Raw genomic sequence first — 5,568 nt, 5'->3', positions numbered from 1 at the left:
CGGCACCGACATCGGCCACCCCAACGACGCCTTCGACACCGCCGCCATCGTCCACCTCGCCGACCACGAGGCGTGACCGCACCCAACCCGCCCAACCGGAAAAGGACCTGCAACGCGCTGCACTAGGTCCCGTGCGGGCGCGCGCGATGCGCGCCCCTTCAACCCCCGGTCGATCAGCCCCCGTGCCCATGGAACGCCCGTTCTGGCCGGGCGGTTCCACTCTCCACCGAATGATCACTCCAACGTTACCCAAGAGTGACTCATCGTCGCAGCTCAGGGCCTTGACTTAACAGAGCGTCACGAGGTCGCCCCGGCAGCCGCGGCACGCTCCGGAAGGGCCTCCGCGCCGTCCTTGGTCACCCGCGTCGCACCGAAGTAGTCCGGGGTGTCGATCTTGTCGAAGCGGATCACCGCGCCGGTGAACGGAGCATTGATCATGTAGCCGCCGCCGACGTACAGCCCGACGTGTCGAATGTCCCGAGAGTTCGTCAGGTCATCGGAGAAGAACACCAGATCACCGGGCAGGAGTTCCTCGCGCGAGGGATGCGGACCGGCGTTGTACTGGTCGTTGGCGACGCGCGGGAGCTCGATGCCCACCGTCTCGTACGCCGCCTTCGTGAGCCCCGAGCAGTCGAACCGCCCGTTCTGGTCGGGCGTCCCGTTGCCGCCCCACAGGTAGGGGGTGCCCAGTTGCTTCTGCGCGAAATAGATGGCCCCCGCGGCCTGCTGGGACGGAGCCACCCTGCCGACGGGCCGTTCGAAGCTCTTCGCCAGGGTGGTAATCGTCTTTACGTATCCCTGGGTCTCCTTGTACGGAGGCACCCCCTGGTACTTGATGACCGCATACGCACCCGCGTTGTAGGCCGCCAGCATGTTGCCCGTCGCGTCACCGGGCACCCTCGCCACGTCCTTGGCCAACTCGCAGTCGTACGAAGCGGCCGACGGAATGGCGTCGTTGGGATCCCAGATGTCCCGGTCCCCGTCACCGTCGCCGTCGACCCCGTGCCCCGCCCAGGTCCCCGGGATGAACTGCGCGATCCCCCGCGCGTCCGCCGGACTGACGGCACTCGGGTTCCAGCCGCTCTCCGAGTACAGCTGGGCCGCGAGCAACGCCGGGCTGATCGCCGGACAGAGCGTGCCCCATTTCTGCACCAGTGCCTGGTACTTGCCGGGTACCGCCCCCTTCGCGAGTCCCAGCGCACGACCGCCGGCGCCACCCGCTCCCGCCAGGCCGGCCGCCGCCGAGTACGTCCCCACGACGAGCAACACGAGGAAGCTCAGGGCCAGCCCGATCCCGATCCCGCCTGCCATCCAGAATCTGCGCACCCGTCAACACTCCCCCATGGCCACCACTTTCGAGCGAATTCGGCCCGTGTCGCCGTTTCCGCTAGCCCACTCGGAAGCCGTTGCACGCGATGGGCGTATACCGCTTGGCCCCATCCTCGACGCGGTAGAACACCACCGTCCAGTCCCCCTTGTCGGCGCTCAGGGGCACGGCCCCCGGGAAGTCGTCCGGATAGGTCAACTCGCCGTAATCGCCGGAGTCCCAGCCGGCGTACAGGTCCACGGGGGCGCTCAGGAAACCCGTCTGCCCCTTCTTGGGCGCGTGCGGTGGTTTCACCGCGATCGCCACGGGATAGGGCGCGGGGCGCGGGCCCGGCTTGGCGCCGCGCTGCGGACGGAACTTGACCCTTGCCGTGTCGCCCGGGACCCCGTTGGTGTTCGAGGAGACCGTCGAGGTCTCCATGCCCCGGCCCGGCGGCCGGAGTTCCGCGGGCTCGTCACAGTCCCCCGCCCCGTAGCGGGCCATCTCCGCATCGGTGGACAGCTTCCACCGGAAGTCCTCCCCGGCCCAACCGCCCCCCTTGCCGGGCTTCACCGCGCCCGACGCCGGGGAGCCGGACGCGGGCGCGGCCGGGGTCTCGCTCCCCGGGGTCCGGGCGCCATTACCGCCCCGGCCCTCCCCCAACGGGAACTGCCAGAGCAGCACCGCCACCGCCGCGACCAGGACCACCCCCGCGGTCGCCCCGACCCGGCCCCGCCGACCGGATCGGGGCACGGAACCCTCGTACGGCGTGACGGCCCCGGCGGGCGGCGGGGCCCCGGTGTGGGGGGTGGTGTCGGGGTGCGGGGTGGTGTCGGGGTGCGGGGTGGTGTCGTCCAGGCGTCGGGTCGGGGAGCCGGCCCCGGGCGGCGCATCCGCCACCGCCGCCACCTCCGTCGCGCCGGTCGCGCGCTCCGGCGGCGCCGCCAGTACCGCGTACACCGGGTCCTCCACCAGCGCGCCCCGCACCCCGCAGCGCCGGATCACCTCCGCCGGTTCCGGCCGGTCCGCCGGGTCCTTGGCCACGCAGTCCTCGATCAGCGCCGCCAACCCCGGCTCGACCCCGGCCAGGTCGATCCCCTCGTACACCGACCGGAACCCCACGCTCGCCGCCGCCCCGCTCCCGAACGGCGGTCTCCCGGTGGCCGCGTACGCCAACGTCGCGCCCAGGGCGAACACGTCCGCCGCCGCCCCGGCCGCCCCGCCCACCAGTACCTCGGGCGCGGTGAACCCCGGCGTGCCCGGCGTGCGCCCCGCCTCGGTCAGCGGCGTCGACCCCACGCCGTGCGCGATCCCGAAGTCGATCAGCTGCGGCCCCTGCGCCGCCAGGATCACGTTCTGCGGCTTCAGGTCCCGGTGCGTGACCCCGTACGCGTGCACGCTCGCCAGGCCCTCCGCCAGCGCCGCCCCCAACCCCCGGCAGGTGTCCGGCGGCAGCGCGCCCCGCCCGCGCACGGCATCGGCGAGCGTCGGACCCGCGACGTACTCCGTCACCAGCCAGTACGGCGCCGCCTCCAGCGAGGCGTCGATCAGATGCGCGGTGTACGCCGACCGCACGGCCCGTACGGTCTCCACCTCACGGCGAAACCTGGCCAGCGCCTCGGGATGCCCGACGATCTCCTCCCGCACCACCTTGACGGCCACCAGCCGGCCCCCGGGCGAACGCCCCAGGTACACCCGCCCCATCCCCCCGGCCCCCAGCCGGGCCACCAGCACGTGCAGGCCGATCCGGTCGGGGTCGGCCTCTGTGAGCGGCTCCATCCGGCTGAGCCTGCCATACGTACTGCCGTTCCCGGCAAGGGGGTTGACGTCTAGCGTGCGGCGACGAAGAGGCTCTGCGCGCCGCGCCCGATCGGACCCTTCTCGTCGTGCAGCCGGGATTCCGCGAGCCCGATCCCGGCGCCGTCCACACTGGTCCGCGCCTCCACGCAGACCCATTCGGCCACCGGATGGCGGTGCAGGTGGACGGTGAGGTCGCCGTTGACGAAGACGAACCGCTCGAAGTCCATGACGGAGCTGATGCCGTTGCCGGAGTCGGCCGCGATCAACACCCGGTCCAGCGGGACCGTCTCCTCCCCGGCGATCAACGGCACCCTCATCCGCATCCAGCACGTCCCCGGCCCCGACTCCATGAAGGCCCCTTCGGTGAACCGGCTCTCCATCGCCGTGTGATAGCCGACCTCCCACGGCACGGGGAAGAACGGCGTCGGCCCCACCTCCCCCGGCGGAGGCACCTGCGGCCCCGGCACCACCGCCGGCACCGCCTCCGCGGCCACCCGGATCCGCAACGCCCGCGCGAGCATCACCGGCGCCGCCCCCGCCGGCGCGAGGGTCGCCTCGACCACCTCGGTACTGCGGCCGGACCGCAGCACCGTCGTGGCGATCTCCAACGGGCCGATCGGCACCGGGCGCAGGATCTCGTACGTGATCCGGGCGATCCGCAGGTCCGCGCGGGCGCCCGCCCGCTCCTCGACGGCCCGCCCGAGCAACGCGGCCGGCGGACCGGCGTGCTGCGAGCCCGGGTCCCACGGCCCGCGCGTGTACTCGGTGGCCAGGAAACGTCCCGTGTCGACCCGCTCGAAGAAGGCCTCAGCAGCGCTCATGCCCCCGCACGCTACCGACAGGTAACCCCGCACACCAGCCCGCGCACCGGCCCCACCGCGCACACGACACACCGCCCACCCGCCCCCGGACGCGACACCGCCCCGACACCCAGCCCCGATCAAGGCCGCCCGAAATCCGCATACTTGACCCATGGCCACCACCGCCCTCGCCCTGCGCCCCTTCCACCCCACCACCGACGCGGCACGCCTGCTCGACTGGATCACCACCGCCGCCGACCTCACCACCTGGGCCGGCTCCTCCTTCACCTGGCCCCTGGACCGGACCCAGCTCGCCGCCTACGCCGTCGAACCCGGCCGCCACACCTGGACCGCCGTACCGTCCCACGGCCCCGAGGCCGCCGAGCCCGTCGGCCACGTCTCGCTGCGCCGCCACGACGACGACCCCGACCACGCCCGCCTCGGCCGCGTCCTGATCGCCCCGCGGGCCCGCGGCCGGGGCCTCGGCGAGAGCCTGCTCTGCGAAACGCTGTCCCGCGCCTTCACCGACCTGCGCCTGCACAGCCTCGACCTGGGCGTCTTCGCGCACAACACCCCGGCCGTCCGCCTCTACGAGAAGCTCGGCTTCCGCACCGTGGAAGTCCTCAAGGACGTCGAGCAGGTGGACGGCGTCTGGTGGACCGCCCTCCAGATGAGGCTGGCCTCCCCCCACCGGTCACAATGAAGGGGTGTCCACCACGCCTGCCGCCCCCGCCCCCGCCCCCACCCCCGCGCTGCGCGCCGACTGCGCGAACTGCTTCGCCCTCTGCTGCGTCGCCCTGCCCTTCGCCAAGTCCACCGACTTCGCCCTGAACAAGGCCGCCGGAACCCCCTGCAAGAACCTCCGGGAGGACTTCCGCTGCGGCATCCACACCCGGCTGCGCGACACGGGCTTCCCCGGCTGCACCGTCTTCGACTGCTTCGGCGCGGGCCAGCAGGTCTCCCAGGTCACCTTCGGCGGCCGGGACTGGCGCGCGCACCCGGACACCGCACGCCAGATGTTCGACGTCTTCCCCGTGATGCGGCAACTCCACGAGCTGCTCGCCTATCTCACCGAGGCCCTCACCCTGCCGGCGGCGGCACCGATCCACGCCGACCTGCGACGGGCACTCGCCACGACCACGGAAGCCACCGGGGCGGACGCCGCCACCCTGATCCCCTTCGACGTCGGCACCCTCCGCCAGGAGATCAACACCCTCCTCCTGAAGACCAGCGAACTGGTCCGCGCCACCTCCCCCGCCCGCAGGAAGAACCACCGCGGCGCCGACCTCATGGGCGCCCGCCTCGGCGGCGCGGACCTGCGCGGCGCCACGTTCCGCGGCGCCTACCTGATCGCCGCCGACCTCTCCGGAGCCGACCTCCGCAAGGCCGACCTGATCGGCGCGGACCTCCGCGACGCCAACCTGCGCGACGCGGACCTCCGCGAGGCCCTCTTCCTCACCCAGCCCCAGCTCAACGCCGCCCAAGGCTCCCCCGCCACCCGCATCCCCCCTGCCCTCGCCCGCCCCTCCCACTGGGCCTGACCCACCCGCCCGGGGCCACGGGGGGGCTGGGCCTGACCCACCCGCCCGGGGCCACGGGGGCGCACGGGAGCACACGGGGGTCACCACCCCCCCCGTCACACCCCCCGACACACCCCCCCCC

5 protein-coding genes are annotated in these 5,568 nt (G+C 73.2%); 2 read left to right on the top strand and 3 right to left on the bottom strand.

The annotated features are described in order from the left end of the window. Positions 1–297: 297 nt before the first annotated feature. The 3 genes from OTB19_RS41335 to OTB19_RS41325 form a co-directional block, all read right to left on the bottom strand. On the bottom strand, positions 298–1,311 hold the full coding sequence (locus OTB19_RS41335) for an NlpC/P60 family protein (RefSeq protein ID WP_267804015.1): 1,014 nt from the start codon (positions 1,309–1,311) through the stop codon (positions 298–300). A gap of 76 nt (positions 1,312–1,387) precedes the next feature. Further along, entirely contained in the window at positions 1,388–3,085 is a 1,698-nt protein-coding gene (locus OTB19_RS41330; protein ID WP_267804014.1) for a serine/threonine-protein kinase, read from the bottom strand. Positions 3,086–3,135: 50 nt separating this feature from the next. Beyond that, entirely contained in the window at positions 3,136–3,927 is a 792-nt protein-coding gene (locus OTB19_RS41325) for a thioesterase family protein (RefSeq protein ID WP_267804013.1), read from the bottom strand. A gap of 151 nt (positions 3,928–4,078) precedes the next feature. Here OTB19_RS41325 and OTB19_RS41320 point away from each other — a divergent pair, with 151 nt between their 5' ends. After that, positions 4,079–4,609, top strand: coding sequence for a GNAT family N-acetyltransferase (locus OTB19_RS41320; RefSeq protein ID WP_267804012.1), 531 nt, complete (start codon positions 4,079–4,081; stop codon positions 4,607–4,609). A 4-nt stretch (positions 4,610–4,613) separates the two neighbouring features. Further along, entirely contained in the window at positions 4,614–5,447 is an 834-nt protein-coding gene (locus OTB19_RS41315) for a pentapeptide repeat-containing protein (RefSeq protein ID WP_267804011.1), read from the top strand. The last annotated feature ends 121 nt before the right edge of the window (positions 5,448–5,568 follow it).

It is taken from the genome of Streptomyces sp. H27-H5, assembly GCF_026627505.1.
In the GTDB taxonomy this organism is placed as follows: domain Bacteria; phylum Actinomycetota; class Actinomycetes; order Streptomycetales; family Streptomycetaceae; genus Streptomyces.
This window is presented reverse-complemented; position numbering and strand designations above follow the sequence as displayed.

Excerpts from the sequence above, each read along its gene's own strand:
- OTB19_RS41330 (WP_267804014.1), bottom strand. The coding sequence starts at position 3,085 with ATGGAGCCGCTCACAGAGGCCGACCCCGACCGGATCGGCCTGCACGTG.
- OTB19_RS41335 (WP_267804015.1), bottom strand. The coding sequence starts at position 1,311 with ATGGCAGGCGGGATCGGGATCGGGCTGGCCCTGAGCTTCCTCGTGTTG.
- OTB19_RS41325 (WP_267804013.1), bottom strand. The coding sequence starts at position 3,927 with ATGAGCGCTGCTGAGGCCTTCTTCGAGCGGGTCGACACGGGACGTTTC.
- OTB19_RS41320 (WP_267804012.1), top strand. The coding sequence starts at position 4,079 with ATGGCCACCACCGCCCTCGCCCTGCGCCCCTTCCACCCCACCACCGAC.